Source organism: Roseateles sp. FW301-B2 (assembly GCF_058788955.1).
The window spans coordinates 1-26,347 of record NZ_JBYTBE010000046.1 but is presented as its reverse complement, the minus strand read 5'-3'; the positions used below and the strand labels follow the sequence as shown (position 1 = coordinate 26,347).

Genomic DNA, 26,347 nt, shown 5'->3' with positions numbered 1-26,347 from the left:
TGTTCACAGCCCCTGATCGGAGCCGCGCCGCCACACCGCGGCAAACGCCAGCAGCTTGTGCCTGAGGCTCAGGCGCTCGTCCGAGAGCGCATCCAGGAAATCCGAGAGCCGCTTGGACTTGACCATGGTGTAGACGGTGAGCGCGATCGTCACCCCCAGGGTCAGCATGAACCAGCCCAGACGCTCGAGCAGCGGCGCGTCCGCCTCGGCAAGCAGGTTCATGCCCAGAAAGCCGGTGGTGATGGTGCCCACCAGGCCGAAGATCGTCACCACCGTGAGCCGCACCACCGTGTTGGCCTGGCGGCGGATGCTGTCGGTCTCGAGGTAGGCGCTCATGTCGCCGATGCGCTCCTTCACCTCGGTGTACAGCGCGTCGGTCTCCAGATGGCGGGCGCAGAGCCGGAACAGCGCACGCGCCTGCGCCTGCTCGGCCACCTCGTGGAACCAGTAGCGGTGCGTGAAGCGCAGAAAGCCCTCGAAGCAGCTGCGGATGGCGCGCTTGAAGCGGCGCACATTGTCGGGGTCCTGCACGTTCAGGCGGCGCAGCGCCTCCACCAGCCGGTCGGAGAACATCAGCAGCGCAGCCTTCTGGAAATGCGCCAGCAGAAAGATCAGGAAATGCTGGTGACGGAACTGCGCCAGCACGCCGCGGTCGCGGCAGGCGTAGAAGGCGGCGTCGGCGCGGCCCAGCACCACCAGGGCATGGCCGCAGCACAGATAACGCGTGTGTGGCGCGGCACCACCGGCGGCCCAGAAGCGGTCGTAGCAATAGCGCTGCTCGAAGTCCTGCAGGTGCTGCTCGCCATAGGGCAGGCCACCCTCGCCCGCCCCCGCCACCAGGCCCAGGCGCACGAAATCGCTGCGGCTCAGCGCGCCGGGATCGTCCAGCGCCAGATAGGCCATCACCGGCATGCGGTAGTACTCGATCTGGCGGTAGCGCAGCAGCCCTTCATGCCCGGCCTGTCCGGACGCCTCGCCATGCTCGCTCACCAGCGGCCGCAGCACGAAGTCCCAGTGCGCGGCGATGCGCGGCGCGCGGTGCGCCTGCACATGCGAGATGAAGCGCTCGCGCTCGCGCGTGTCGGAGCGCGCCAGCACCGCGTCGCCCTCGCCCAGCCATTCGGCAGCGGCCAGGCAATGCAGGGGCTGGCCCTGCGCGTCCCAGCCCGAGGGGTAGGCGCGGCCCAGGCGGTAGAGCAGCTCCTGCACCTGGTGCAGCGGCAGATCGGTGGCGGCCAGCTCGACATTGAGCATCACCACGTCCACATCGAAGAAGAAGTAGAGATCCACATGCACCAGCTCCAGGCGCAGCGGCGCGTCCTCGGGCCGCAGCCAGGCGCGCAGCGCGCGGATGTCGTGGCGCCGGAACACCTTCATGCCCGACTCGCCGAGCGCATCGCCGGCGCCCTGGCTGGAGCGGCCCTCGCCGTAGAGCACGCGCTGCACATAGGGCAGAAAGGTCACGAACTCCTGGTAATGGCGCTCGTGGAAGGCGCCGGGCTCGCCGGTGTATTCGTCCTGCACCTCGCGCCAGGGGCAATCGTGGCCGGGGCCGTGCAGCAGCTCCCAGGGCCGGCGCGGCGCGCCCGGGCTGTCGCCCACCGGCATCAGGCGCAGCGGCCAGAGCAGGATCTGATGCAGGCGCTGGACATGCACGGCGGCTGGGCTCATGGCGGCGATGATGCGCCCGCCACGGCCGCGGTCAAGCCCCCCGGTGTCAGGTCTTGCCGAGCAGCTGGCTCAGCCAGGCTCGCGTCTCGGCCGGGTCGATCACCGCATCGATCTCCAGCATCTCGGCCATGTGCAGGGCGCGGCCACGCTCCACCTGCTGGGCCAGCAGGCGCTCGAACAAGGCCTCGCGCTCGGCCCCCTCGGGCAGGGCCTGCAGCTCCTTGCGGTAGCCCAGCCGCACCGCGCCCTCCAGGCCCATGGCGCCGAACTCGGCGCTGGGCCAGGCCAGGCTGGCCAGCGGCCGGTGCAGGCTGCCGCCGGCCAGGGCCATCGCGCCCAGGCCATAGGCGCGCCGCAGCACCACCGAGACCAGCGGCACGTCGAGCGCCGCGGCGGCCTGGAACAGCTCGCCCACATCGCGCAGCTGGCCGCTGGCCTCGGCCTCCGGGCCCACCATGAAGCCGGGGCAATCGATCAGCGCCACCAGGGGCAGGCCCTGGCGCTGGCACAGGCGCAGAAAGCGCGCCAGCTTGCGTGCGGCCGCACCATCCACCGCGCCGCCGAGCTGGCTGCAGTCGCTGGCGATCACGCCCACCGGCCGCCCGTCCAGCCGGGCCGCGGCGGTGCGCACGCTGGCGCCATGGCCGGCGCCCAGCTCGATCAGGCTGGCGCGGTCGAACAGGGTCTCGAGAATGGGCCGGATGGCATAGCCGCGCACGCGGTTCTCCGGCACCGCCGCGCGCAGCGTCAGCTGGTCGGCGGCCTCACCCACCTGAGCCGCCTGCGCCGGCAGCGCCCGGCCCTGCAGCCAACCCAGCAGCTGGCGCGCGCACGCGGCCGCCTCGGCCTCGTCGGCCACCAGCAGGTCCAGCGCGCCGGCCGCGGCCAGCTGCGGCGCCGGGCCCACCTGCTCGGGCGCGTAGCGGCCCAGGCCGCCGCCCTCGATCATGGCCGGGCCGCCCAGGCCGATATTGGCACTGCGTGTGGCCAGCAGCAGATCGCAGCAGGCCAGCAGCGCCGCATTGCCGGCAAAGCAGCGCGCGGCCGCGATGCCGATCAGCGGCACCTGGCCGGCCAGGCGCGCGAAGCTGGCGAAGGTGGGCACATGCAGGCCGGCGACGACGGGCATGTCGGTATCGCCGGGCCGGCCGCCGCCGCCCTCGGCGAACAGCACCACCGGCAGGCGGCGCTCGGCGGCGATCTGCAGCATGCGGTCTGTCTTCTGATGGTTGCGCAGGCCCTGGGTGCCGGCCAGCACGGTGGCGTCGTAGGCCAGCACCACCAGGGGCCGGCCCTGCACCTCGGCCAGGCCGGTGACGATGCCGTCGGCCGGGGTCTGGGCGCGCAGCTCGTGCACCGGGCGGCGCGCGGTCTGGGCCGCGAAGGCCAGGCCGCCGTATTCGCGCAGGCTGCCGGGGTCGCACAGCGCCGCCAGGTTCTCGCGCGCGCTGCGCAGGCCCTGGGCATGGCGGCGCGCGATGGCCTCGGGGCGGGCGGCGTCGGCCAGCAAGGCCTCGCGCTCGCGCCAGGCCTGCAGGTCGGCGCGCGGGCCGGCCATCGCGGGCGCGCCGACGCCAGCGGTTTCAGTGGCTTCAGCGGTGTCAGCGGCGGCCGGCTGCGCCTGCGCGCGCCAACGCAGCAGCGGCTCGCCCTCGCGCACCCAGTCGCCCGCGGCCACCAGCCATTCCAGCAGCTCCAGATCCGCCGGGGCCGGCAGCTCGTGCTCCATCTTCATGGCCTCCAGCACCAGCAGGGGCTGGCCCTTGGCGAGGGCCTGGCCGGCCGCGGCCAGGCAGGCCAGCACTTGCGCCGTCATGGGCGCCTCAAGCGTTTGTTTGGACATGGCGCAATCTAGCCCGGGCCGGCGCGGCGCGCTGCCGCGCAGATGACAGCGTCAGAAGCGGTAGCTGCCCTCGACATACCAGGAGCGCCCGGCCAGCGGCAGGTCGCCGGGGAGATTGATGGCTGACTGGCTGGGCTCGCGCGGCTTGGCGTCGAAGGCATTGCGCAGGGCCAGCGCCCAGCCCGGGCCGCGCTGCTCGCCGCCGTGGCGCAGCTGCAGATCCAGGGTGCGGTAATCGGCCACCGGCGGCCGCGCATCGCCGGCGGCGCGCGCGCGGCCGCCCACCGCATTGAACTGGGCCCCCAGCAGCGCCTCGCCCATCAGGCGCCAGTCGGCGCGCACGAACAGATGGTGGTGCGGGGCATAGCCGGCGTCGGTGCCCGTGGCCACGTCGAGGGTGTGCTGCAGGGAGAGCTGCGCCGTCAGCTGCAGCTGCCGCAAGGCCTGCCAATGCGCTTCCATCTCCAGGCCCTGGCCGCGCAGGCGGCCCTGGTTCTGGTAGCTGGCCCCGGTGGCCGGCGCCGGATTGGGCACCACACGCACCTGGTCGCGCATATCGAAGCGGTAGACGTTGAGCTTGAGCTGAAGCGTGCTGTGGGCCTGCCATTCCAGCGCCAGCTCATGCGTGGCGATACGCTCGGGCTTGAGCTGCGGATTGCCGGTGGCCACCGGATTGACGGTGTACTGCTCGTTGAAGCCGGGGGCGCGGAAGGCCTGGCCGTGCAGCAGCTTGACGGTGAGGTTGTAGGCGGCATCCCAGACCAGCGCGAGGCGCGGGTTGACGGTGCTGCCGAGGTCCGAGTAGCGGTCATCCCGCAGGCCCAGGGTCAGCGCCCAGTCGGGCGCCAGCTGCCATTCGTCCTGCACGAAGACGAACAGATTGCGCCGCCGCGAGGGCGGGATGTGCGGCTGGATCGCGCTGTACTCGATCACCGGGCCGGTCGGGATGGGCACGCCGGTGGGGCTCAGGAGAAAGTTCTTGTAGGTGCGCGAGGCAAACAGATTGATGTCTTCATGGCCCAGCCCGACGCGCAGCACATGGCCTTGCCAGCCCGTATAGCCGGCATGGGCCGAGAGGCGGGTCTGGCGGTCCCAGCGCCAGGGACCGCCGATCATGCCGTCAGGGAACAGATTGGGGCCGATGCGCGTGCCGGGCGGAAACAGCATCAGGCCCACCGGCGACTCCTCGGTGTAGCGGGTATGGCTGAGGCTGGCGCCCAGTTGCCAGTCGCGGTCCGGACTGGTGCTGGCCCAACCCAGCTCGAGGATGCTGCGGCGCGAACTGGTATAGCTGTCAGGGTCCAGGGCCGCGTTCACGCCGGCGCCGGTAGCCATGCGCGGCCGCCATTGCTGGCTGCCGTTGAGATGCCAGTCGCCCCAGTTCAGCTTCAGGCCCAGGTCGAGGTCGCGGTGGAAGGTGTTGACGGGCCCGGGGGCACGGCTCGCATGGGTGCCGAAGAGTTTGTCCAGCCGGGTCGCGGCATCGGCGGTGATGAGTTCACGCTGGCCGTCGCTGCGCCCGGCATGGGCGTAGGCCACCAGTTGCAGCGGGCCGACGCTGCCGCCATGCTGCAACCAGGCCTCACGGCTGCCGAAGGCGCCCAGGCGCACACCGGCCGCGCTGCCCTTGATGTCGGCCGCGCTCTTGGTCACCACATTGATCACGCCCGCGAAGGCGTCCGCACCATAGAGCGCCGAGCCGGGGCCGCGTATCACCTCGATGCGCGCCACATGCTCCAGCGGCAGGCCCGACCATTGCGTGCCCTTGTCGCCGCTGTAGGCCCCCTTCATCGGCACGCCGTCCAGCAGCAGCAGCACATGCGGGTTGGTGGAGATGGCACTGAAGATGCCGCGCACGGCATAGATCGACGCATAGTTGATCGCGTTGACCGAGACATGCACGCCCGGCACCGACTCGAGCACCTGGTCGAGGTTGGTGGCTCCCATGGCCGCGATATCGGCCGCGGTGATGACGCTGGCCACCGCGGGCGCGCGGCGCAGCGGCTGGCTGCTGCCGGTAGCGATGCTGATGGTGGCGGCCTCGTCATAGGCCAGCGCCAGATCCTCATCCCGCTGCTGCGCCTGCGCAGTGGCCACCCACAGGGCCAGCAGCGCAAGGCCATGATTTCGCCGCATCGGCCCTCCCGGCATCGTTGATGCGCCATCCTAAGCCAAGCGGGCCGCCGTGCCATCCCTGCCATGCCCCTGGGTCGACCCCAGCATGAGCACTCATATATTAATCATATACTTCGATTCGAAACAACCTTCGACGAGGCCCGCCCGCCATGAGTACGCCGCTGTTTTCCGACTGGCACCATGAGCCGCCCGCGCATTGGCAACAGTTGCAAACGCTGGACATGCACACCGGCGGCGAGCCGCTGCGCGTGATCACCGCCGGCCTGCCCGAGCTGCCGGGCGCCAGCGTGCTGGACAAGCGCCGCTATTTCAGCCACGAGCTCGACCATCTGCGCCGCGCCCTGATGTGGGAGCCGCGCGGCCATGCCGATATGTATGGCGCGGTGCTGACGCGCTCGCAGAGCGCCGACTTCGACGTGTTCTTCCTGCACAACGAGGGCTACAGCACCATGTGCGGCCACGCCATCATTGCGCTCACCAAGCTGGTGCTGGAGACCGGCCTGCACCGCGGCGCGCCGGATGCGCAGGGCCTGCACCGCATCAGCTTCCAGGTGCCGGCCGGCCGCGTCGAGGCGAGCGCCCGCCTGGTGGACGGCCTGGCGCAGCAGATCCGCTTCGTCAACGTGCCCTCCTTCGTCTATCTGGCCGGGCAGCGCGTCGAGGTCGAGGGCCTGGGCGTGGTGCGCTTCGACATCGCCTATGGCGGCGCCTTCTACGCGCTGGTGGAGGCGGCACCGCTGGGCCTGCAGCTGCTGCCGGAGCAGCAGAGCCGGCTGATCGACGCCGGCCGCCGCATCAAGCAGGCGGTGATGGCGGCGGTGCCGATACAGCACCCCTTCGAGCCCGAGCTGGGCTTTCTCTACGGCACCATCTTCACCGGCCCGGCGCAGCACCCGGCCCACCACAGCCGCAATGTCTGCATCTTTGCCGACGGCGAGGTGGACCGCTCGCCCACCGGCTCGGGGGTGTCGGCACGCGCCGCGCTGCACCATGCGCGCGGCGAGCTGGCGCTGGGCGAGACGCTCACCATCGAAAGCATCCTGGGCAGCCTGATGACGGTGCGCGTGGCCGCCACCGAGACGTTCGGCCCGCATGCGGCGGTGCGGCCCGAGGTGGGCGGCAGCGCGCATTACACCGGCCAGCACCGCTTCTATCTGGACCCCGACGACCCGCAGGGCGCCGGCTTCCTGCTGCGCTGAGGCCCTGGCCATGCTGGCGCTGCAACAGGCCCTGCGCAGCTGCGAGCTGAGCCTGGTCGAGGCCTTGTTCGACCCGCTGCCCGACGTGGTGTTCTTCGTCAAGGACCGCGATGGCCGCTATCTCTCGGTGAACCAGACCCTGGTGCGCCGCAGCGCGCTGCGCAGCAAGCAGGCCTTGCTGGGCCGCACGCCGCGCGAGGTCTTCCCCGGCGCAATGGGCGAGGCCTTCGCGCGCCAGGACCATGCGGTGATCGCCAGCGGCGCCGCCATGCCGCGCCAGCTCGAGCTGCACCTCTATGCCGATGGCGGCGCCGGCTGGTGTCTGACCCACAAGCTGCCGCTGTGCGACGCGGGCGCCGTGCTGGGCGTGGCCGGCATCTCGCGCGACCTGGGCCTGCCCGACCAGGGCCATCCCGTCTACGCCCAGATCGCCGAGCTGGCCGCGCATATCCGCGCCCATTACGACCAGGCCGTCAACCTGGGCGAGCTGGCGCGCCGGGCCGGGCTCTCGCTGGACCGGGTGGAGCGCCTGTTCCAACGCATCTTCCACCTCAGCCCGCGCGAGATGCTCTTGCAGGCGCGCCTGGACGAGGCGCGCCGCCTGCTGCTCGAGGCGCCCGGGCTCAGCGTGGCCGCGGTGGCGGCCAGCTGCGGCTACAGCGACCACAGCGCCTTCGCACGCCAGTTCAAGGCCACCACCGGCATGACGCCCTCGCAATACCGGGCGCTGCAGCGCGGGGTGGCGCCCGGCGTCTGAGCGCGGCGCGCTAACGCATCAGCTGCTCCGCCAGAAAGCCGTAGCTCAGCGCCCACAGCTTCACCTGCTGCTCGATCGTGGCAGCGCCGGCATGGCCGCCCTCGGTATTCTCCCAGTACAGCACCTCATGGCCCTGGGCCTGCAGCCGCGCCACCATCTTGCGCGCATGGGCGGGATGGACGCGGTCGTCGCGGGTGGAGCTGGTGTAGAGCACCTTGGGGTAGGCCACGTCGGCCTGGCTGTTGTGATAGGGCGAGTACTTGGAGATATAGGCCCATTGCTCGGGAATGTCGGGGTTGCCGTATTCCTCGATCCAGGAGGCGCCGGCCAGCAGGCGGTGATAGCGCCGCATGTCGGTGAGCGGCACCTGGCTCACCACCGCGCCGAACAGCTCGGGCCGCTGCACCAGGGCCACCGAGGTCAGCAGCCCGCCCAGGCTGCCGCCCATGATGCCCAGACGTTTGGGGCTGGTGATGCCGCGCGCGATCAGGTCCTCGGCCACGGCGATGAAATCGTCGAAGCTGCGCTGGCGGTGCTCGCGCAGCGCGGCCTGGTGCCAGCGCGGGCCGAACTCGCCGCCGCCGCGCAGATTCGCCAGCACATAGACGCCGCCCTGGCTCAGCCAGCCCCGCCCCAGCACGCCGCTGTAGCCCGGCTTCATCGAGATCTCGAAACCGCCATAGCCGTACAGCAGGCTGGGCCAGCCGCCGGCGGGCGGCGGCACGCCGCGCGGCTTGACAATGAAGTAGGGCACGGCCGTGCCGTCCCGGGAGCGCGCGTGCAACTGCTCCACCGCGTGGCTGCTGGCATCGAAGAAGGCCGGCAGCTGCTGCAGGGTCTGGCGCGCATCGCGGCCGGCCTCGGCCAGCTCCAGCGTGGCGGGCGTGAGAAAGTCGCTGCGGGTGAGCAGATAGCGGTCGCTGCGCTGACCGGCCAGCGCCGTCACGCTCAGGCTGCCCAGCTCGCCGGCGGGCAACGCACGCGCGCGCCAGCGGCCCTGCGTGTAGCGCCACTCGCTGAGGCGCTGCTTCACATCGTCCATGCGCAGCAGCAGCACCGCGCTGCGCAGCACCGTGTGGCTTTGCAGGGCGCTGCCGGGCGTGGGCGCGAACAGGGTCTGGAACTGGCGCCCGCCGGCCAGAAAGCGCTCCAGCGCGATCGCCAGCAGCGAGCCCGCCGCATGGCGCCGGCCGCCCACCTCCCAGTCGGAGCGCAGCTCGATCAGCAGCTGATCGCCAAAGGGCGTGGCGCTGGCGTCGTCGGGCTTGGGCAGCTTGACGAGCCGGCCGGCGCGCAGCAGGTATTGCTCGCCCGCGAAGAAGCTTGTGCGGCGCTCGATCAGATGGGTGGCGCGGCCGGACGCATCGTCGGCCCAGGTCCACACGCCGACGTCGTCGGCGCCGGCCTCGAACAGCAGCGGCGCCTGCGCCAGCGGCGTGCCGCGCTTCCACAGCCGCACCTGGCGCGGGTAGCCCGAGGCCGTCATGCTGCCGGGGCCGAAATCGGTGTAGACGCTGAGCGTGTCGGCGTCCACCCAGCTGGCGCCGCCCTTGGCCTCGGGCAGCGCGAAGCCGCCCGCTGCGACGTCGACGAAGCGGCCGCTCACGGTGTCGAACTCGCGCAGCACATGGGCGTCGCCGCCGCCACGGCTGAGGCTCAGCAGGCAGCGCCGGGCCTGGGGCGGCAGACAGCTGGCGCCACCCCAGACCCAGCGTTCGCCCTCCTCCTGCGCAAGTCGGTCCAGGTCCAGCACGGTCTGCCACTGCGGCGCCGCGCTGCGGTAGGAGGCCAGCGTGGTGCGCCGCCACAGGCCGCGCGGATGCGCGGCGTCGCGCCAGAAGTTGTAGAGCTGCTCGCCCAGCTGCTGGGCCGGCGCCAGGCGCTGCGGCGAGGCCAGCACCTCGCGCAGGCCCTCGGCCAGCGCCGCCTGGCCGGGCCGGGCCTGCAGCGCCTGCTCGGCGGCCTGCTGCTGCTCGCGCACCCAGGCCAGCGCGCGCTCGCCCTGCACCTCCTCCAGCCACAGATAGGGGTCTTCCTCGGCCGCCGCCGCCCCGCCCAGGCCCAGCAGCAGCAGCAAGGCCAGGCACCGCCAGCGCGCGCGCATCAGAACTTCGCCTCCAGCGCCAGCTTCAGCACGCGGCCCGCCAGCGGCAGCGCCGAGTTGGGGCGGTACTCGATCAGGCTCGGCTGGTTGAAGGCGTTGAAGAGATTGGCCGAGAGCGTCAGGTTCTTGAAGCCGCCGTACTGCAGCCACAGATCGGTGCTGGTCCAGGCCTTGATGCGGCAGTCGCCCTCGGCCACGCCGCGGGCGGCGCAGCCCTCGGGCAGGTTGTCGCTGTCCCAGTCGGCGGCGGCGAGCTTGGTGGCGCTGCTGTAGTTGACGCGGGCCCCCAGCTTCCAGTCGGCGCGCGCCCAGTTCAGCTTGAGCACCGAGTTCTGGCGCGGCGTGCCGCGATAGCCCACGCGGTTCTCGGTGTAGTCGGCGGCAAAGCTGTCCCAGTAGCGCACGCCCAGCTTGACGTTGGTCTCCAGGTTCACGTCCAGCGTGCCCCATTCACCCAGCTTCCAGCGGCTGCGCAGATCCAGGTCCAGGCCCGAGACCTTGGTCTTGCTGAGGTTCTGGTACTGCAGGCCCACGGTGCGGATGGAACCGACGGCAAATCCGATGTCCTTGCCCGACAGCTCCTTGACCCGCTTGGCATAGTCCTTGTCCTGCGCGCTGACCGGATCGCGCGGTGCCAGGCCGGGGTGCGCATCCTCGTTGGTCAGCACCTCGTTGATGTCCAGGGTGCCGATCTCGTCGCGGCGCTGGATGTTGTAGTAGTCCAGCGAAGCGCTGATGTTCTGGCTGGCCTGGAACACCAGCCCCAGCGAGGCGTTGTTGGAATGCTCGGGCTTGAGGCCGGGGTTGGGCGTGATCACCGAGGGGAAGCTGATCGAGCAACCCGAGTTGTAGACCGCGGTGGCGTCGAGCTTGTCGTTCGCGTCGCCGGTCTTCAGCACATCGCGCATTTGCCGCGCGGTGTCGCAGCGCTTGGGGTCGAGGTAGCCGTTGTTGAACCAGGAAGCGCCGCCATTGCCGGTCTCGGGCAGGCTGGGCGCGCGGAAGCCCTGGCTGGCGGTGCCGCGCAGCATCAGCTCGCGCAGCGGGCGCCAGGCCAGCTGGACCTTGGGCGTGATGGCACCGAAGCCGTTGAAGACCTTGTCGCCGCGCAGCGCCAGCGTGGCCTCGATCTGCTTGGTGAAGGGGGCGCTGAACTCGGTGAAGATCGCCGCCACATCGCGCCGGCCCTGGATGTCCACGCCCGAGAAACCGACGATGCGGCCCTCCAGGATGTTGTCCATGCTGCGGTGCTCGAAACTTTCATGGCGCAGCTCGGCGCCCAGCGCCATCATCAGCGCCCCGCCGGGCAGGCTGCCGATCTCGCGCGAGCCCTTGAAGTCGGCGAAATGCTGGCTGTAGGTGCCCGAGGAACCCATCTCGGGGAACATCTTCTCGAGCAGCTCCGGCGCGTTCTGCTGGCCGAACTTGTAGGCGCCGCTGGTGATCGCATCGGCATAGGCGTAGCGGTCCCTGTAGAGATGCTGGCGCTGGGTGGCGTGCGAGCGCATCGTGCCCACCGCGCTGTCGATGTCCCAGCCCCAGGCCGTGCCTTCCACGCCGGCCAGCAGGCGGTAGTCGCGCGAGGCGCCGACGTTCTTGAACATCTCCGGATCGTCGACGAAACGGTAGGCCAGGCCCACCGGGAAGCCATAGGGATTGCTGGGATGGCCGGCCGGCAGCAGCGGGTCGGTGAAGCGCTGCAGCTCACCCTTCAGCGAGTTGTACCAGCTGCTCACCGCGCCCGGGTTGCTGCGCGGGATGCTGGTGTAGTACTTGGCCTTGATGTCGGCGCCCTGCAGTTCGGCAAAGGCCGTCAGGTCCTTGTTCAGCTGCAGGCGCGCGCCCGCCAGGAAGGTGACGCGCTCGGTGGCCGGGCGGGCGTCGCTGTCCTTCCAGTAGTCGTACTGGCACACGCCGCCGATCAGGTTCTCGGCCGCGCAGCCGGGCGCCGGCGTGTTGATGCGCTTGCCGGCCAGCGCCGGATCCTTGTAGTCGGCCGGGTAGCTGCCCGTGTAATTGCCCGGGAAGGAACCCGCCGAGCGCTGGCCGCGCGCCGGGTTCTCCAGCAGATACCAGTCGGGCAGCAAGGGGCGCACCTCGCTGTCCTTGTAGCTGCCGCGCTTGTAGAGCTCCAGGTGCGCGTAGGCATTGAAGCCGTCGCTATCGAGATTGCCATGGCCCACCGTCACCGAGCCCTGCTGGTCTTGCGCGAGGAAGCTGCGCTTGAGCGACTGCTGCGCGCTCACTGCCACGCCCACGCCGCTGTAGTCGCGCTTGGTGATGATGTTGATGACGCCGCCGATCGCATCGGAACCGTAGATGGCCGAGGCGCCGTCCTTCAGCACCTCCACGCGTTCGATGATGTTGGCGGGGATGGCATCGATATTGGTGAAGTTCAGCTGCAGGCCGTCGGCAAAGCCGTAGCTGGCCAGGCGCCGGCCGTTCAGCAGGGTCAGCGTGCCGCCGGTGCCCAGATTGCGCAGCGACACGCCGGAGGCACCGCTGGCCCAGGAGTTGGCGCCGCCCAGATCGCTGATGGCGCTGCCGTCGTTGGTGGTGAGATTGGCCAGCACATCGCCCACGGTGAGCGCGCCCATTGCCTTGATCTCGTCGCCCGAGACGACCTGCAGGGCCTGCGAGGTCTCGCTGTCGGTACGTTTGATGTTGGAGCCGGTCACGACCACGCGGTTCAGCGTGGTGGCGGACGCATCCTTGGCGCCTTCCTGGGCCTGGGCGGCAAAGCCGCTCAGGGCCAGGGCGGCAGCCAGCGCGATGGGGGTCAGGTCTTGTTGTTTGCTCACGGGTCTCCTCGGGGTTTGCTTTTCTGAAGCCCCGAAGCTTAGGAAGCGCGCCCCCGCCCGTCTTGATGCGGGCCGCCGGCGCGGCCGCCGAAATCAGCACATGCGGGTTTAACCGAGCAGCTGTTCCAAGCCCGCCTGGCCGCGGCGCGTCAGCCGCAGGGCGCGGCTGTCCAGCTCGTCTTCGACCCAGCGGCGCTCCAGCAGCAGCTGCAGCCAGGCGGCGCCGAGCGCCCCACCCAGATGCGGGCGGCGCTCGCTCCAGTCCATGCAGGCGCAGGCCAGGCGCCGGCGCCTGGCGCCGGCCGCCGCCACGTCCAGGCCCAGGGCCCCGAGCGCGGCCGCACCGCGCGCGCTCAAGGCATAGGCGCGCGCCTGGCTGAGGTCGGGCTGCAGCCAGCCCTGGCGCAGCGCATGATCGTGCAGGCGCACCGCCCAGCGGCCGGCCATGTGGTCGTAGCAGCGCCGCGCCTCGCGCAGCCCCACAGGGGTGCTCGGCTCGAAACGCGGCGCGCTGCGCCCGGCCAGCACCAGCATCGCTTCCAGCGCCGCGCCCACCTCGCCGCCGGCCAGGCGGTAGTAGCGGTGGCGGCCCTGGCTCTGGCAGTCCAGCAGGCCCTGGGCCTGCAGCCGCGCCAGGTGGGCGCTGGCGGTGGAGGCGCTGACCTCGCCCACCGCGGCCAGCTCGGTGGCGGTGCGCGCATGGCCATCCATCAGGCAGCACAGCATGCGCGCGCGCGCCGGCTCGGCCATGCACTGGGCCACCTCGGCAAGGGCGCTGTCCGCGAAATTCCTGTCTGCATCCATGCTTCGATGCTAAGCGAAGCATGAACGCCGCGGCCAGTTCACAGTCGCGCCATGAGCTGCCCCCATGCCACCACCCACACGCCAATCCGCGCACTGAACGCCGCGCACCATGCCGAGCCCTGGGCCTTCTACCGCGCGGCCTGCGCGCGCCCGGGCCTGCATTTCGATGCCGCATCGGCGCAATGGATGGCCGCCGACGCGGCGACGGTGCGCGCGCTGCTGGCCCACCCCGGCCTGGGCGTGCGCCCGCCCGACGAGCCCGTGCCGCGGGCCCTGCTGGGCCGGCCCTTCGGTGCCGTCTACGCGCGCTGGCTGCGCATGCGCGATGACGCCGGCCATGCGGCCGAGAAGGCGGCCCTGAACGCGGCGCTGGCGCGCTGGACGGACGCGCAGATAAGGCGGCATGCCGAGGCGGCCAGCCGCCTGGCTGCCAGCGGCGGCCCGCGCCACTGGCAATGGGCCAGCCTGCCCTGCAGCATCGCCGGCCTGCTGGGCCTGGCGTTGCCGGATCTGGCCGCACAGCGCCGCCTGTTGCGGCAGCTGGCCAGCTGGGCCGCCGCGTTCAAGCCCGGCGCCACGCCCGCCGAGCTGGATGCCGCGGACGCCGCGGTGGCCGAGCTGGGCCAGCTCGACGCCCAGCAAATGGCCCTGCTGTGGCAGGGCTACGAGGCCGGTGCCGGCCTGCTCGGCAATGCCTGGCTGGCCGGCACGGCGCCGGACGTACAGCCCCCGCCCGTGCACCACACGCGCCGCTTCGCGCAGGCCGAGTTGTGGCTTGCCGGCACCACGCTGGCGCGTGGCGCCTGCGTGCTCTTGCTGCTGGTGGCCGAGCCGGCGCTGGGCTTTGGCCATGGCCGGCATCAATGCCCCGGCCGCGATCTGGCCATGCAGATCGCCAGCATCGCCCTGCGGCACGCGCCGGCGCGTCCGCCGCAGCTGGCAGCCGCCTGCCTGCCGCTGCCCAATATCCGCATTCCCGAACTACCGCTGTGAGCCGCCCATGATTGCCGTGATCTTCGAAGTCAGCCCCGCCCCGGGGCGCCTGCAAGCCTATCTGGACCATGCCGCGGCGCTGCGCGCCGAACTGCAGGCCATCGACGGCTTCATCAGCATCGAGCGCTTCCAGAGCCTGAGCGATCCGGCGCGCCTGCTTTCGCTCTCGTTCTGGCGCGACGAGGCGGCCGTGCAGGCCTGGCGCCGGCTGGAATCGCACCGCGCCGCCCAGGCCGCCGGCCGCGCCGGCGTGTTCAGCGACTACCGGCTGCGCGTGGCCGAGGTGCTGCGCGACTACGGCCTGTACGAGCGCGCGCAGGCCCCGGACGACAGCCGCAGCTTCCACGCCTGATACGCTTGTGCCCATGCGCATCCAAACCGCCTTGCCCCTCCTGCTGGCCTTGCTGAGCCTGCCCGCCCTGGCCGAGCCCATCGGCGAGGTCGACACGGTGTTCAAGTTCATCGGCCCCGACCACAAGATCGTCGTCGATGCGCACGACGACCCCAAGGTGCAGGGTGTGACCTGCTATGTCTCGCGCGCCAAGACCGGCGGCATCAAGGGCGCCCTGGGCCTGGCCGAGGACAAGAGCGAGGCCTCGATCGCCTGCCGCCAGACCGGCCCCATCAGCTTCGTGAAGCCGCTGGCCCAGCAGGAGGATGTGTTCACCGAACGCATCTCGCTGGTGTTCAAGAAGCTGCGCATCGTGCGCATGGTGGACGTGAAGCGCAACACGCTCGTCTACCTGACCTATTCCGACCGCGTCATCGAAGGCTCGCCGCAGAACAGCGTCACCGCCGTGGCGGTGGACCGGGGCACGCCGATACCGCTGAAGTAGGGCGCGGCTCAGTCAATCCTGCGCCGGCACGATCAGGATCTTGCCCTGGCGCTCGCCGGCGGCGGCCGCGGCGATGGCCTGCTTGATCTGCGCCACCTCGTAGCTGGCCTGGATGGGCGTGCTGAGCTTGCCGGCGGCGATCAGGCCGGCGAGCTCGGTCAGCAGCGCAAGTTGCTGCGGCTGCGGCGTGACGCGGAACCAGCGGGCCAGCCAGAAACCCTTCAGCGTGACGTCGCGGAACACCAGCTCGCGCGGCGATACGGTGCAGGGCTCACCGCCGAGCGCGCCGTAGTTGACGATGGTGGCGCTCTCGGCCAGGGTGCCGGCAAGCCGCATCGTGGCCTTGCCGCCCACGGCGTCGATGCCCAGCTTGATGGCGGCGCCGCCGGTGGCCGCCTCCACGCGTGCGGCCAGGTCGTCGCCGTCGACCAGCACCACGTCGCCGCCCTGTGCCTGCACCCCCGCCACGGCCGCTTCGCGCCGCACGATGTTGACGGTCTTCAGCCCCTTCAGCCTGGCCAGCTGCACCACATAGCTGCCGACGCCCGAGTTGGCGCCGTTCTGTATCACCCAGTCACCCGGCTGCAGCTGGACGAAGTCGCTCAGCAGCAGCGACGCCGTGGGCGGGTTCACCGTCAGCATGGCCAGTTGCTTGGGATCGGCGTCGTTGGGCAGCGGCAGCAGCCGGGCGGCCGGGGCAACCAGATGGCTTGCCCAGGTGCCGGAACCGGCAGGCAGCAGCACGGTCTGGCCCACGGCCGGGCCCTGCGTATCCGGACCGAGCTCGATCACGCGCCCCACCCCCTCGCTGCCGCCAACCGCCGGCAGCGGCGGCAGCATGCCGTACTGGCCCGTCAGCATCAGCACGTCGCTGGGGTTGATGGGCGCGGCCAGCACGGCCACCAGGGCCTGGCCCTGGGCCAGCGTGGGGCGCTCGAACGGCACGGCCTCGATCACGGCTTGCGGCACCGGGCCGCGTTCGGAGTATTGGGCTTTGAGCATCGTCGTCATGGCGGGTTCCTTGCTGCCGGTGTCGGCCTTGGCTTGTGGTGAGTGAATGCTAGAGACAAGGCAATCAATACGGAACTGGGCGTATTCGGCAAAATCTTTTGTCACAAGGGCAACAATAGCTCGCTTGGAGGACTGCCATGGACAAGCTGCGCGCCCTGCAATACCTGCTCAAGGTCGCCGATACCCTGAATTTTTCGCGTGCCGCCAAGGCCTTTGGCGTGCCCGCCTCGTCGATCTCGCGCCGCATCGCCGATCTGGAAACGGCATTGGGCGTCGAGCTGCTGCACCGCACCACGCGCACCGTGCGGCTGACCGAGGTTGGCGCGCTTTACCTGGAGCAGGTGCGTGCCGGCATGGCGCTGCTACACGATGCCGAGGAGCTGGTGGGACAGCGCAGCAGCGCACCCAGCGGTACCTTGCGCATCAGCGCCATGCCCAGCTATGGGCAGCTGCTGCTGATGCCGGCGCTGCAGGACTTCAGCGAACGCTATCCCGACATCGTGCTTGACGTGCAACTGAGCGACGCCCTGGTGGACCTCGGCCGCGACCAGATCGACATTGCGATACGCGGCGGCAGCCAGCCGCAGGACCGCGTGGTGGCGCGCCGGCTCGACCCGAATCGCTTCGTGCTCGCCGCCTCGCCGCAATACCTCGCGCAAATGGGCACGCCGCGCACATTGGACGAGCTGACGCAGCACCGTGCGCTGATGTACCGCGGCCCCAACGCGCTGATCAAGTGGCAGGGGCTGGACCAGGACGGCTGGCACGAGGTGCCGATCACACCCGCCTTCATCAGCAACGACGGCGCCAGCCTAATTGCGATGGCTTGCAAGCACCGCGGCCTGGTGCTGCTGTCGGAATGGGGTTTGCAGGACTATCTGCGCCGCGGCGAGCTGGTGCAGCTCACGCTTGAACAGCCCTTGTCGGTCGGCCGCGGCGGCGAATCAGGCATCTATCTGCTCTACCTGCAGACGCGCTACCAGATTCCCAAGGTGCGGGTGGCGGTGCAGTTCTTGGTGGAGCGACTGGCGGCTGGTATGACAGGCCAGCGCGACGAGCCAGGCAACCGCGGTCCGCGCTAAGCTCCCACTGCTTGCACTCAGGAGAAGCCCATGAAGAGAGTCACAGGTATCGGCGGCATCTTTTTCAACGCCAAAGACCCGGTGGCGCTGCGCGCCTGGTACCAGCAGCACCTGGGCATCGACGTCCAGGCCTGGGGCGGCACCGCGTTCAGCTGGGCCGATGCGGCGGGCCAGCCGACCGCGGGGACGACGGTCTGGTCCATCGGCGCGGCCGCGGGCGAGCCCTTCGCGCCCAGCCAGGCCAGCTTCATGATCAACTACCGCGTCGACGACCTGGCCGCGCTGCTGCAGGCGCTGCGCGCCGAGGGCTGCCAGGTGCTGGACAAGACCGACGACTCCGAATACGGCAAGTTCGGCTGGGTCATCGACCCCGAGGGCAACAAGGTCGAGCTCTGGCAGCCGCCGCCGGGGCGCTGAGCACCCGGCGCCGGGCGGCATGGCGCCGCCTCACTGGCGATGCGCCTGCAGCACCGCCAGCAGCTGTTTCACGCTGGGGGCCAGCGCTTTTTCATTGCGCCGGTGCGCCACCGCCATCTCGCGATGCATGGCCGGCTGCAGCGGGCGCAGCTGGATGCGGCCGTGCAGGGCCAGTTGGTGGGGCTCGGCCTCGCCGTCCAGCGGCAGCACCGCGGCGCCATAGCCGGTGGCCACCAGGCTCTTCATCGCCTCCGTGTAGTTGAGCTCGATGCGCGCGCGCGGGTGCAGGCCGGCGGCGGCGAACCAGGCCATGGTCTGGCGGTAGATCTGCGAGACCGGTTCGTTGAGGATCAGCGGCCGCGCCGCCAGCCACTGCGGCGTGATGCGCTTGGGGGCCTGCCATTGCGGCGGCAGCAAGGCCATCACCGGATCCACGCGCCAGCGCTTGAGCACCAGATCGGCCGACTCCTGCACCGGCATGGACACCAGCGCCACGTCCACGGTGCCAGCCAGGACGCGCTCGCAGGCCTGCGTGGTGCCCAGCAGGCTCAGCTCCACCTGCACCTCCGGATGCGCGCGTGCCATCTGCTCCAGCACCGGCGGCAGCAGATGCACCAGCGGGCCGGTGCTGGCGGCCAGGCGCACACGGCCGGTCAGGCCCTTGGCATGCAGTCCGATCTGGCGCTCGGCCTCGTCGGCGTCCTGCAGCAGCTGGCGCGCGCGCGGCAGCAGGGCCTCGCCGGCGGCGGTGAGCGCCACCGCCCGTTTGCTGCGCAGCAGCAGCGGCGTGGCCAGGCGCGCTTCCAGCTCGCTGATGTGCAGGCTGACCGTGGGCGCCGCGAGGTGCAGGGCCTGGGCGGCGGCGGCAAAGGTGCCGAGGTCGGCAATCGCCACCAGGGTTCGCAACTGGTCGAGGTTCAGGCTACGCATCAGGATTTCTGACGTGAGACGTCAGATGATTCAACTTTTCAGATGATAGCGAGCGCGGCACGATGCGCTCATGAACACCACCCCAAGCCCCTCGCTGCTGCTGAAACTGCTATCCCTGCTGCGGCGCGCCCGCGCGCGCCGGCTGGCACGCCAGCAGCTGCGCGCCATGGAGACGCGCGAGCTGCTGGACCTGGGCATAGGCACGGGCGAGATCGATCAGCTCACGGCTGCGCCAGCACAAACACCACCGCGCTGCGCGCCGGCACGCTGAAGCTGCCGCTCACCGCATCGAAGCGCGCCTCGGCGGCGATGCGTGCATCCGCCGCGCCCGCGGCCAGATGCACCGGATGCAGGGTCAGGGCCTTGCCCTTCAGCGCCGGCACCGGCACCGTCTGCGCCAGCTTGTCGGTGTTGAGCAGGTAGACAAGCTCCTTGAAACCTGCTCCCGCCAGGCCGGCGCCGTTCAGCGCCCCGACCAGCACCGTGGGCACCTGGCCCGAACCGGTGTTGTGGAACACCAGGCGGCTCTTGATCTCGTCGGCGCTCTTCAGGCGGAACAGCGTCGAGCTGGCGCGGATCCTGAGCAGATCGCGGAAGGCATCGCGGGTCCAGGCGATCTCCGCCGGCGTGGGTTTGATCGAGGCATCGGCCAGCAGGGGCTTCATCACCGACCAGCTGACGCCGTTGTCGCCCTTCATCGGCAGGCCGACGCCGAAGTTGTTGTCCTGGTAGCTCCAATCCAGGCGGTTGAACCAGTCGCCCGCGTCGTAGCTGTTGCGGTCCAGCGATTTGCTGCGCAGCGTGTCCACGCCGGCGTGGAAGTAGGCCACGCCCTGGCTGAAGGCATTGATGGCCGCGCCCAGGATCTGCACCCGGGCCCGATCCATGCGGCTGGTGCCCTGCGGCAGGTGGTAGACGTTGATGTCGAACAGCGTCTGGTTGTCGTGGTTCTCGATGTAGTTGACCACCTCGGACGGGTCGGTGACGAAGCCGGCACCGTTGAGTTGGTCCAGCGTCACGTTGGCATCCCAATGGGTCTTCAGCGCGTAGCTGCGGATCGAGCCGGCCAGGCCGGCCTTGATCAGGTCGCCCTGCCACATCAGCTCGCTCTTGGCGCGGCCGCCGCCCTGCGCATTGGGGTCGAAGTACAGGCCGTTGATCCAGCCCTGGTTCTTCAGCAGGGCCGAGCCAGAATCAAACGGGCTGCCACCGCGCACCGCGTCGCGGATGAAGGGGTTGAAGCTGCCGATGCCCGAGCCATTGAGGCTCCACATCGAGGCCTGCACGAAGCGCGCACCATCGGCCACCTCGCCGAAGTTCCAGCCCTCGCCCAGCAGCTGCACCGGCCGGCCGGCGGCCGCGGCCACGGCGCTCTTGAGCTGCTCCATCACGCTGCGCGGCTGGTGCCCCATCACGTCGAAGCGGAAGGAGCTGATGTGATAGTCGCGCGCCCAGACGATCGTCGAGTCGATCATCAGCTTGCCCATCATCAGGTTCTCGGTGGCGGTGTTGTCGCAGCAGGTCGAGTTCTCCACCACGCCGCTGGCGTTGAGGCGGTGGTAATAGCCGGGCACGATGCGGTCCAGCACCGACTTGCCGTTCTGCCCCGAGGCGGTGGTGTGGTTGTAGACCACGTCCATGCCCACGCGCAGGCCGGCGCTGTTGAGCGAAGCCACCATCTGGCGGAACTCGAGGATGCGCTTGGCGCCGTCGCTCGCATCGCTGGCGTAGCTGCCCTCGGGCGCGGTGTAGTGGTAGGGGTCGTAGCCCCAGTTGAAGCAGTCGCCGCCGGCGCTGGCGGCCACTGTGGCCTGCTGGCTTTCGGCGTCGGGCGCACCGGCGGGCGCGGGCGTGCTGCAGCCGCTCTCGGGCACGCTGGCGAGGTCGAAGCTGGGCAGCAGATGCACATCGGTGAGGCCGGCATCGGCCAGCGCCTTCATATGCTTCATGCCCTGGCTGCCGACCTCGCTGAAGGCCAGGTACTTGCCGCGGTTGGCGGCGCTGACGCTGGCGTCGTTGGCCGAGAAGTCGCGCACATGCAGCTCGTAGATCACCATGTCGGTGGATCCGCTCACCTTGGCGGGCGGGCTGCTGGCATCCCAGCCGGCGGGCTTGAGCTTGGCGGCGTTGAGGTTGGCGATATAGCTGCGCCTGGACTCGGCGCTGAGGCTCAGCGAGTACGGATCGGTGACCAGGTTGCGCACCAGGCCCGTGCCGCGCACGAACACGTCGACGGCGAACTTGTAATAGCGGCCCGAGAGGTCGCCGCTCTTGCTGACGCTCCAGACGCCGGTGGCGGCATCGAAGGCGAGCTTGTCCACGCTCAGCGCGTCGCCGCTGCCATCGGCGTAGGTGAACACCAGCACCTGCTGCGCGGTGGGGGCCCAGAGCTTGAAGGCGGTGTTGCCATTGGCCACCGTCACGCCCAGCTCATTCACCTGGGCGGCGGCCGCGTACAGATCGTCCAGCGCGCCGGGCAGCTGGGCGGTGGTGGCGTTCTGCACATTGCCGCCGGCATCTTCCTGCACCAGCAGCAGCTGTTTCTTGAAGAGCTCGGGCAGCTGCGGCAGATCGGCATCCTTCACCGCCAGCAGCGCGCCGGGGCTGACGAACTTGAAGCGCGTGGCCAGCGCCTGGGGCAGCGCGGCGCCATAGCGCTGCAGGGTCAGCGCGCCGTCGGCACCGGCCACCTTGCCGTCCTTGGGTGCGGTGATCTGGCCGGTGGCCGAGTGGTAGAGCTTGAGCACGCCGCTGCCGTCCACGCGTGGCCACTGGATGATCTGCTTGCTCAGCCAGTAGGCACGCGCGTCGCTGGTGGAGACCGAGCGGGTGTCGGGCGCGCTCGCGTACACGCCGGCATCCTGCTGCACCAGCCATACCTCGGCCAGCTGGTTCTTGATGACGAGGCTGCCGTAGTCGACCCTGATGTTGTCGCTGCGGCCGTCCTTGTCGTTCTCGTTGGGCGCCAGGCCGTGGATGATGAACTCCAAGGCCTTGCGCGACGCGTCGGCTTTGGGATTGAGCACGGGGATGTCGAACACCACCTCGCTGGCGCCGGCGCTGTAGCCCGGCATCTTGGCCAGCGGCACGGCCTGGCCCCAGTCCTCGATCACCACGCCGGCGGGCAGGCGGGCGCTGTCCAGGCCGCTGCCGTTCCACAGATGCAGGCCCCAGGCCGCGTAGTCGGCGCCATAACGCTTGTAGTGCACGCGCACGGTCGTGAGGTCCGGCGCCGCGGCGCCCAGCGGGTTGCTGAGGTAGGTGGCGCTGTCGTCCTGCACGCGCCAGATCTCGTTCTTTCCGCTTTTCAGCAGGTATTTCTGATCGGTGCCGCCATGGTCCTTGCTGTCGCCCTTGTGGAAGAGGTAGCCCACCTCGCCGCTGGCGGCGCCCAGGGGCACTTCGTAGACGGCGCCGAAGGCGTCGCTGCCGCTGGCGTTGTAGCCGGCATTCCAGCCCGGATCCTTGGCCGCACCCCAGGCATGCAACTGCCAGCCGGTGTAGGCGGCATCGCTGCGGCGGTAATGCACCGTCAGCGTGGTGGGCGCGTCGCCGCCGGGCGCCGGCCCGGGGTTGGCCGGGCTGGCATTCAGCACGGTCTGGAAACCCTCGCCATTGCCCAGCGCCAGCAAGGGGTCGGCGGGCGCGGGCGGCGGCGGCGCCGGGCTGTCGGCTCCGCCACCACCACCACAGCCCAGCAGGCCGAGGCAGGCCAGCGCGGCCAACAGCAGATGGCGCCAGCGGCGCGGCGGCTTCACAAAGGTGGGCAGGGCCATGCTTGTCTCACTCGGCTGTGTTTTGGCCATCGTAATGAAACAAAACTACTCACGTAAGCAAGGAATTACCCCGTGTAATTTGATGAAACGACCAGCATGAAGCATCCTGAATTTAGTCAAACTACATTTACCGCCACTGCCGCGCCGCCAGATTTCGGCACGCCCGGACGGCATCACAATGCGAGGTATGAGCTCGCCCTTCTTCGCCCCCCTCGCCTTTGACGATGCTGCCGCGGCCCTGGCCTGCGCGCAGCGGATCTACAGCGCCGGCGTCACGCATCTGCGCGATGCCTTGCAACGCTTCGTGGCCGGCGAGGATCTCGCCCGCACGCGCGCCTGCTACCCCTTTGTGCGCCTGCGCACCAGCACGGTGGCGCGCGCCGACTCGCGCCTGGCCTATGGCTTCGTGTCCGGGCCCGGCAGCTTCGAGACCACACTGACGCGGCCCGATCTGTTCGGCCCCTACTACCAGGCCCAGTTCGAGCTGCTGCTGAAGAACCATGGCGTGAGCCTGGAGGTTGGCAGCAGCCACCAGCCCATCCCGCTGCACTTCGCGCTGGGCGAGCACGACCATATCGAGGGCGCGCTGAGCCCCGAGCGCCGCCTCATGCTGCGCGATCTGTTCGACCTGCCCGACCTGGCGGCGATGGACGACGGCATCGCCAACGGCACGCACGAGCCGGCGCCCGGCGAGCCGCATCCGCTGGCGCTCTTCACCGCGCCGCGCGTGGACTACTCGCTGCAGCGCCTGCGCCACTACACCGGCAGCTCGCCCGAGCATTTCCAGAACTTCGTGCTCTTCACCAACTACCAGTTCTACATCGATGAGTTCGTGCGCATGGGCCACGAGCTGATGCTGCGCGCGCCCGACCCCGCAAGACCCGACCCCCTGGACGATTGCATCGCCTTCGTCGAGCCCGGCAATGTGGTGACGCGGCGCCTCGGCTGCGCCGCCGAGCCGCTGGATGGCTTGGGTGCACCGCCGCCACGCCTGCCGCAGATGCCGGCCTACCACCTGCTGCGCCGCAACCGCAGCGGCATCACCATGATCAATATCGGCGTGGGCCCGGCCAACGCCAAGACCATGACCGACCATGTCGCGGTGCTGCGCCCGCACGCCTGGCTGATGCTGGGCCATTGCGCCGGCCTGCAGAGCAGCCAGGCCCTGGGCGACTATGTGCTGGCCCATGGCTATGTGCGCGAGGACCATGTGCTGGACGAGGAGCTGCCGCTGTGGGTGCCGATCCCGGCGCTGGCCGAGATCCAGGTGGCACTGGAGCGCGCGGTGGCCGAGGTCACGCAGCTGCAGGGCTTCGAACTCAAGCGCGTGCTGCGCACCGGCACCGTGGCCTCCACCGACAACCGCAACTGGGAGCTGCTGCCCAGCCACCACAAGGGCGGGCCCGAGCGCCGCTTCAGCCAGAGCCGCGCCATCGCGCTGGACATGGAGAGCGCCACCATCGCCGCCAACGGCTTCCGCTTCCGCGTGCCCTACGGCACCCTGCTGTGCGTCAGCGACAAGCCCCTGCATGGCGAGATCAAGCTGCCCGGCATGGCCAACCAGTTCTACCGCGAGCGCGTCGACCAGCACCTGCGCATCGGTCTGCGCGCCGTCGAGCTCTTGCGCTCCGGGCCGCTGGGCCAGTTGCACAGCCGCAAGTTGCGCAGCTTTGCGGAAGTGGCCTTCCAGTAGGCGCGCACATCCACCACAATCGGCCAGCGCCCACACAACAACACCCTCATGCGCCTGGACATTCCCACGCTTTTCAGTCTGCTGCTGATCCAGTCGCTGGCGATGGCCTTGATGCTGCCCCTGCTGATGGGCTGGAAGCAGAGCCGTGGTGCCCGCCTGGCCCAGGGCGCGGCCGAGTTGCAGGCGCTGGGCTGGCTGCTGCTGATGATCTCGCCGCTGGGCCTGCAGCGCTGGCTGGCGAGCGCCGCGATGCTCTCGCTGAGCGCCAGCCTGGCCTTGCTCTGGTTCTCCATCCAGCATTGGCTGGGCCACCGGCCCGGGCGCTGGCTGGCGCTGGCGACCCCGCCCCTGCTGACGCTGGGCTATCTGCTTGGCTTCGACAGCTATGCCTTCCGCCTGGGCTGGAGCAGCGCCTTCTTCGCGCTGCAGATGCTGGCCATCAGCCTGGCCCTGCTGCTGCAGAGCCCGCATGCCGAGCGGCACAGCCTGCGTTGGCGCGGCCTGCTGGGCGGCAGCTTGGCGCTGATGGCGCTGTTCAGCCTGGCGCGCGGCCATCTGGCCGTGACCGACACCGCGGCCCTGCCCGCCTACACCGCCGAGCATTGGATCAACACCGGCTTTGCGTTGATGGGCAATATCAATCTGCTGGCGGTGATGCTGGCGGTGCTGGTGGCCTGGCGCGGCGAGACCGAGACCCAGCTGAAGCGCCTGACCCAGCTCGACGACCTCACCGGCCTGTGCCACCGCCGCGCCTTCGGCCTGCGCGCGGTGGACATGATCTCGATGGCGCGCCGCTACGACGAACCGCTGGCCCTGATGCTGATGGACCTGGATAGCTTCAAGCAGATCAATGCCGAGCATGGCGAGGCCGCGGGCGACCAGGCCCTGGCCCTGTTTGCCAGCTGCCTGCAGCAGCAGATGCGGCTGGGCGATCTGGTGGCGCGCGTGGGCGGGCAGGAGTTCGCCGTGCTGATGGCGCGCAGCGACGCCCAGGGCCCGCGCGCCATGGACCTGCGCGTGCGCGATGCGCTGGCCGCCCGCAGCCCGGCCGAGCTGGGCTTTGCGATCAACTACTCGGCCGGCTGGGCCAAGCTGCGCCACGGCGATCGCAATGTCGAGGACCTGCTGCGCCGCGCCGATGCGGCGCTCTACGAGGCCAAGCGCACCGGCAAGGGCTGCCTGGTGGCGGAGCCGGGGCTGGAGGCCTGAGACCGGCCGTGGCAAGACCTGGCACAGGGCTTGCGTTAGGGAATACCAGATCCCGTCCACAAGACGGGCGGAATGTTTGATTGATCGAACTCTGATCTGGGAGCCCTCACCATGCACGTCGCCTACAGCCCTTCCGCCGTTCCCGCCCGCGCCCCGCGCGCCCTCACCGCGCTGGCACGCGACAGCGGCGCCCAGACCAGCCTGCGGCGCACACCGGTGAAGGTGCTCAAGCTCAACTCGCGCGATCTGCAATGGCTGCCGGCGCTGGCCGATCTGCTCATCGACAGCGTGCACCAGGGCGCCTCGCTGGGCTTTCTGGCGCCGCTCTCGCGCTATGCGGCGCTGGACTACTGGCATGGCGTTTACGCCAAGCTGGGCCAGCACCACAGCCTCTGGATCGCCAGCGAGGACGAGGGCCATGGCCCGCTGCAGGGCGCGGTGCAGCTCTCGCTGTGCCCGCAGGCGAATGCGCACCACCGCGGGGAAGTGCAGCGTCTGATGGTGCACAGCCATGAGCGCGGACGGGGCATCGCCAGCCAGCTGATGAGCCGGGTCGAATGCGAGGCCATCAGCCAGGGCCGCCATCTGCTGGTGCTGGACGCGCCGGCCGATTCGCAGGCCGAGGCGGTCTACCAGCACCTGGGCTGGCAGCGCGCCGGCGAGATCCCCGACTACATGAGCTGCGCCGAGGGCCGCCTGCACAGCTCGGCGCTCATGTACAAGCGCCTGCCGGGGCGCTGATCAGCAAAAGCCCGCTTCGATCAGGCGCGCCAGCCCGTCCAGGCGTGCCTCGAAATCCCGCCAGGGATAGCCGGCCTTCCGGGCCAGGCTTGTTTCCAGCAGGGCCGCGCCATGCAGGGCCGCCCACAGCGTCTGCGTGGCCAGGTCCAGGTCTTGCCAGCCGGCTGCCAGCCGCAGCTGACCCAGGGCCGTGCGCAAGAGCGCGTAGGCCTCCAGCGCGGCCGCCTCGTCCAGCGCCGGATCCACGCACAGCAGCCGGTAATGATGCGGATGCGCCACCGCCCAGCGCACATAGGCGATGGCCATGCGCCGCAGCGTCAGCCGGCGCTCGGCGGCGCCCGCGG

Annotated in this window: 21 protein-coding genes; 11 read left to right on the top strand and 10 right to left on the bottom strand. The window is 70.2% G+C overall.

Features of this window, described 5'->3' with window-relative positions; genetic code table 11:
* Positions 1-3 precede the first annotated feature (3 nt).
* The 3 genes from AC3WQY_RS22480 to AC3WQY_RS22470 are packed head-to-tail and all read right to left on the bottom strand — an operon-like array spanning position 4 to position 5,650.
* On the bottom strand, positions 4-1,671 hold the full coding sequence (locus AC3WQY_RS22480) for a hypothetical protein (protein WP_492710773.1): 1,668 nt from the start codon (positions 1,669-1,671) through the stop codon (positions 4-6).
* Positions 1,672-1,717: 46 nt separating this feature from the next.
* On the bottom strand, positions 1,718-3,556 hold the full coding sequence (locus AC3WQY_RS22475; RefSeq protein WP_492710778.1) for a carboxyl transferase domain-containing protein: 1,839 nt from the start codon (positions 3,554-3,556) through the stop codon (positions 1,718-1,720).
* A gap of 9 nt (positions 3,557-3,565) precedes the next feature.
* Positions 3,566-5,650, bottom strand: coding sequence for a TonB-dependent receptor plug domain-containing protein (locus tag AC3WQY_RS22470; RefSeq protein WP_492710771.1), 2,085 nt, complete (start codon positions 5,648-5,650; stop codon positions 3,566-3,568).
* A 149-nt stretch (positions 5,651-5,799) separates the two neighbouring features.
* Here AC3WQY_RS22470 and AC3WQY_RS22465 point away from each other — a divergent pair, with 149 nt between their 5' ends.
* The gene (locus AC3WQY_RS22465) at positions 5,800-6,849 is read left to right on the top strand and encodes a proline racemase family protein (protein ID WP_492710769.1); all 1,050 of its coding nucleotides are present in this window, start codon (positions 5,800-5,802) and stop codon (positions 6,847-6,849) included.
* Between the two features lie 10 nt (positions 6,850-6,859).
* Positions 6,860-7,606, top strand: a complete 747-nt coding sequence (locus AC3WQY_RS22460; protein ID WP_492710768.1) for a helix-turn-helix domain-containing protein — start codon at positions 6,860-6,862, stop codon at positions 7,604-7,606.
* A 10-nt stretch (positions 7,607-7,616) separates the two neighbouring features.
* On the opposite strand, the gene AC3WQY_RS22455 is transcribed toward AC3WQY_RS22460, so the two are convergent.
* The 3 genes from AC3WQY_RS22455 to AC3WQY_RS22445 form a co-directional block, all read right to left on the bottom strand.
* Positions 7,617-9,710, bottom strand: a complete 2,094-nt coding sequence (locus tag AC3WQY_RS22455; RefSeq protein WP_492710767.1) for a prolyl oligopeptidase family serine peptidase — start codon at positions 9,708-9,710, stop codon at positions 7,617-7,619.
* On the bottom strand, positions 9,710-12,511 hold the full coding sequence (locus AC3WQY_RS22450) for a TonB-dependent receptor plug domain-containing protein (protein ID WP_492710766.1): 2,802 nt from the start codon (positions 12,509-12,511) through the stop codon (positions 9,710-9,712). Before AC3WQY_RS22450 ends, AC3WQY_RS22455 begins: the two co-directional genes overlap by 1 nt.
* A gap of 108 nt (positions 12,512-12,619) precedes the next feature.
* Positions 12,620-13,315 carry an ArsR/SmtB family transcription factor gene (locus tag AC3WQY_RS22445; RefSeq protein ID WP_492710765.1) on the bottom strand — a complete coding sequence of 232 codons (696 nt, stop codon included), beginning with the start codon at positions 13,313-13,315 and terminating at the stop codon, positions 12,620-12,622.
* Between the two features lie 51 nt (positions 13,316-13,366).
* Between AC3WQY_RS22445 and AC3WQY_RS22440 the strand changes: the two genes are divergently transcribed.
* The 3 genes from AC3WQY_RS22440 to AC3WQY_RS22430 are packed head-to-tail and all read left to right on the top strand — an operon-like array spanning position 13,367 to position 15,144.
* A complete protein-coding gene (locus tag AC3WQY_RS22440) occupies positions 13,367-14,308 on the top strand; it encodes a cytochrome P450 family protein (RefSeq protein ID WP_492710764.1) in 942 nt (313 codons plus the stop codon).
* Between the two features lie 7 nt (positions 14,309-14,315).
* Positions 14,316-14,660 carry an antibiotic biosynthesis monooxygenase family protein gene (locus tag AC3WQY_RS22435; protein WP_492710763.1) on the top strand — a complete coding sequence of 115 codons (345 nt, stop codon included), beginning with the start codon at positions 14,316-14,318 and terminating at the stop codon, positions 14,658-14,660.
* Between the two features lie 13 nt (positions 14,661-14,673).
* Positions 14,674-15,144 (top strand): CreA family protein, encoded by a 471-nt coding sequence (locus tag AC3WQY_RS22430; RefSeq protein WP_285233880.1) that lies wholly within the window; start codon positions 14,674-14,676, stop codon positions 15,142-15,144.
* A 12-nt stretch (positions 15,145-15,156) separates the two neighbouring features.
* On the opposite strand, the gene AC3WQY_RS22425 is transcribed toward AC3WQY_RS22430, so the two are convergent.
* Positions 15,157-16,155, bottom strand: coding sequence for a zinc-dependent alcohol dehydrogenase family protein (locus tag AC3WQY_RS22425; RefSeq protein WP_492710762.1), 999 nt, complete (start codon positions 16,153-16,155; stop codon positions 15,157-15,159).
* A gap of 137 nt (positions 16,156-16,292) precedes the next feature.
* Here AC3WQY_RS22425 and AC3WQY_RS22420 point away from each other — a divergent pair, with 137 nt between their 5' ends.
* Together AC3WQY_RS22420 and AC3WQY_RS22415 are read left to right on the top strand one after the other, a co-directional pair.
* Positions 16,293-17,237, top strand: coding sequence for a LysR family transcriptional regulator (locus tag AC3WQY_RS22420; protein ID WP_492710760.1), 945 nt, complete (start codon positions 16,293-16,295; stop codon positions 17,235-17,237).
* 30 nt (positions 17,238-17,267) lie between these two features.
* Positions 17,268-17,654, top strand: coding sequence for a VOC family protein (locus AC3WQY_RS22415; protein ID WP_492710758.1), 387 nt, complete (start codon positions 17,268-17,270; stop codon positions 17,652-17,654).
* 30 nt (positions 17,655-17,684) lie between these two features.
* Here the strand turns inward: AC3WQY_RS22415 and AC3WQY_RS22410 are convergent, their stop codons facing one another.
* Positions 17,685-18,584, bottom strand: coding sequence for a LysR family transcriptional regulator (locus tag AC3WQY_RS22410; protein WP_492710756.1), 900 nt, complete (start codon positions 18,582-18,584; stop codon positions 17,685-17,687).
* Positions 18,585-18,654: 70 nt separating this feature from the next.
* Between AC3WQY_RS22410 and AC3WQY_RS22405 the strand changes: the two genes are divergently transcribed.
* Positions 18,655-18,855, top strand: coding sequence for a YjiS-like domain-containing protein (locus tag AC3WQY_RS22405; protein WP_492710754.1), 201 nt, complete (start codon positions 18,655-18,657; stop codon positions 18,853-18,855).
* On the opposite strand, the gene AC3WQY_RS22400 is transcribed toward AC3WQY_RS22405, so the two are convergent.
* On the bottom strand, positions 18,806-22,360 hold the full coding sequence (locus AC3WQY_RS22400) for an alpha-1,6-glucosidase domain-containing protein (protein WP_492710753.1): 3,555 nt from the start codon (positions 22,358-22,360) through the stop codon (positions 18,806-18,808). The two genes, AC3WQY_RS22405 and AC3WQY_RS22400, sit on opposite strands and share 50 nt — an antisense overlap.
* Positions 22,361-22,547: 187 nt before the next feature.
* Between AC3WQY_RS22400 and AC3WQY_RS22395 the strand changes: the two genes are divergently transcribed.
* From AC3WQY_RS22395 to AC3WQY_RS22385, 3 genes are all read left to right on the top strand, one after another.
* Positions 22,548-24,053, top strand: a complete 1,506-nt coding sequence (locus AC3WQY_RS22395) for an AMP nucleosidase (RefSeq protein ID WP_285233886.1) — start codon at positions 22,548-22,550, stop codon at positions 24,051-24,053.
* A 48-nt stretch (positions 24,054-24,101) separates the two neighbouring features.
* The gene (locus AC3WQY_RS22390; RefSeq protein WP_492710751.1) at positions 24,102-25,262 is read left to right on the top strand and encodes a GGDEF domain-containing protein; all 1,161 of its coding nucleotides are present in this window, start codon (positions 24,102-24,104) and stop codon (positions 25,260-25,262) included.
* A 111-nt stretch (positions 25,263-25,373) separates the two neighbouring features.
* Complete coding sequence (locus AC3WQY_RS22385; RefSeq protein ID WP_285233888.1) at positions 25,374-26,003, top strand: GNAT family N-acetyltransferase; 630 nt, start codon at positions 25,374-25,376, stop codon at positions 26,001-26,003.
* Here the strand turns inward: AC3WQY_RS22385 and AC3WQY_RS22380 are convergent.
* Positions 26,004-26,347 (bottom strand): TetR-like C-terminal domain-containing protein (locus tag AC3WQY_RS22380; RefSeq protein ID WP_492710750.1); only part of this gene is annotated, 344 nt, incomplete at its 5' end.

Bases quoted from the DNA above. Each gene is read 5' to 3' on its own strand.
- AC3WQY_RS22400 (WP_492710753.1), bottom strand. From the start codon at position 22,360: ATGGCCCTGCCCACCTTTGTGAAGCCGCCGCGCCGCTGGCGCCATCTG.
- AC3WQY_RS22425 (WP_492710762.1), bottom strand. From the start codon at position 16,155: ATGACGACGATGCTCAAAGCCCAATACTCCGAACGCGGCCCGGTGCCG.
- AC3WQY_RS22480 (WP_492710773.1), bottom strand. From the start codon at position 1,671: ATGAGCCCAGCCGCCGTGCATGTCCAGCGCCTGCATCAGATCCTGCTC.
- AC3WQY_RS22420 (WP_492710760.1), top strand. From the start codon at position 16,293: ATGGACAAGCTGCGCGCCCTGCAATACCTGCTCAAGGTCGCCGATACC.
- AC3WQY_RS22465 (WP_492710769.1), top strand. From the start codon at position 5,800: ATGAGTACGCCGCTGTTTTCCGACTGGCACCATGAGCCGCCCGCGCAT.
- AC3WQY_RS22440 (WP_492710764.1), top strand. From the start codon at position 13,367: ATGAGCTGCCCCCATGCCACCACCCACACGCCAATCCGCGCACTGAAC.
- AC3WQY_RS22435 (WP_492710763.1), top strand. From the start codon at position 14,316: ATGATTGCCGTGATCTTCGAAGTCAGCCCCGCCCCGGGGCGCCTGCAA.
- AC3WQY_RS22390 (WP_492710751.1), top strand. From the start codon at position 24,102: ATGCGCCTGGACATTCCCACGCTTTTCAGTCTGCTGCTGATCCAGTCG.
- AC3WQY_RS22445 (WP_492710765.1), bottom strand. From the start codon at position 13,315: ATGGATGCAGACAGGAATTTCGCGGACAGCGCCCTTGCCGAGGTGGCC.
- AC3WQY_RS22430 (WP_285233880.1), top strand. From the start codon at position 14,674: ATGCGCATCCAAACCGCCTTGCCCCTCCTGCTGGCCTTGCTGAGCCTG.
- AC3WQY_RS22470 (WP_492710771.1), bottom strand. From the start codon at position 5,650: ATGCGGCGAAATCATGGCCTTGCGCTGCTGGCCCTGTGGGTGGCCACT.
- AC3WQY_RS22385 (WP_285233888.1), top strand. From the start codon at position 25,374: ATGCACGTCGCCTACAGCCCTTCCGCCGTTCCCGCCCGCGCCCCGCGC.
- AC3WQY_RS22405 (WP_492710754.1), top strand. From the start codon at position 18,655: ATGAACACCACCCCAAGCCCCTCGCTGCTGCTGAAACTGCTATCCCTG.
- AC3WQY_RS22460 (WP_492710768.1), top strand. From the start codon at position 6,860: ATGCTGGCGCTGCAACAGGCCCTGCGCAGCTGCGAGCTGAGCCTGGTC.
- AC3WQY_RS22415 (WP_492710758.1), top strand. From the start codon at position 17,268: ATGAAGAGAGTCACAGGTATCGGCGGCATCTTTTTCAACGCCAAAGAC.
- AC3WQY_RS22395 (WP_285233886.1), top strand. From the start codon at position 22,548: ATGAGCTCGCCCTTCTTCGCCCCCCTCGCCTTTGACGATGCTGCCGCG.
- AC3WQY_RS22455 (WP_492710767.1), bottom strand. From the start codon at position 9,710: ATGCGCGCGCGCTGGCGGTGCCTGGCCTTGCTGCTGCTGCTGGGCCTG.
- AC3WQY_RS22410 (WP_492710756.1), bottom strand. From the start codon at position 18,584: ATGCGTAGCCTGAACCTCGACCAGTTGCGAACCCTGGTGGCGATTGCC.